Source organism: Roseibium sp. RKSG952 (genome assembly GCF_009711355.1).
In genome coordinates this window covers 1-344 of sequence record NZ_SMMF01000190.1, presented here as the reverse complement: position 1 = coordinate 344, position 344 = coordinate 1, and the positions used below count along the sequence as shown (strand labels likewise).

Here is a 344-nt window from a genome sequence, read left to right as displayed (position 1 = left end):
CGGGGTTTCCAGCGCACTGTTCAGATGAATTGTATTTTCTAACCCAATCGGGCGAGCTTATGCTTTAGTTTTGTAATACGCTTTTCTCGAACTATAATTGCTTTGGAGACATCAACTCTCCCATATTCGAGTTTTTCACTTTTTTCTGAAAATCGTTGAAGTTCTTGTATCTCACTATAGATTTTATCTATTTGTCTGATTGTATTAATCGCACTAACATCATAACTAAAAGAATAGACAATCAAAAGTATTAAAAAAATGAAAATTATTGGCAATAAATTAACAGGAATATCAAAATACATCTTTTTCTCCTAATCCTTACGTTGGCAGTCAGAACAAGACGA

The 344-nt window shown here is 32.8% G+C and carries 1 protein-coding gene; it reads right to left on the bottom strand.

Features of this window, described 5'->3' with window-relative positions; all coding sequences use genetic code 11:
* Positions 1–38: 38 nt before the first annotated feature.
* A complete protein-coding gene (locus E1297_RS00455) occupies positions 39–302 on the bottom strand; it encodes a hypothetical protein (protein WP_155132587.1) in 264 nt (87 codons plus the stop codon).
* Positions 303–344 lie beyond the last annotated feature (42 nt).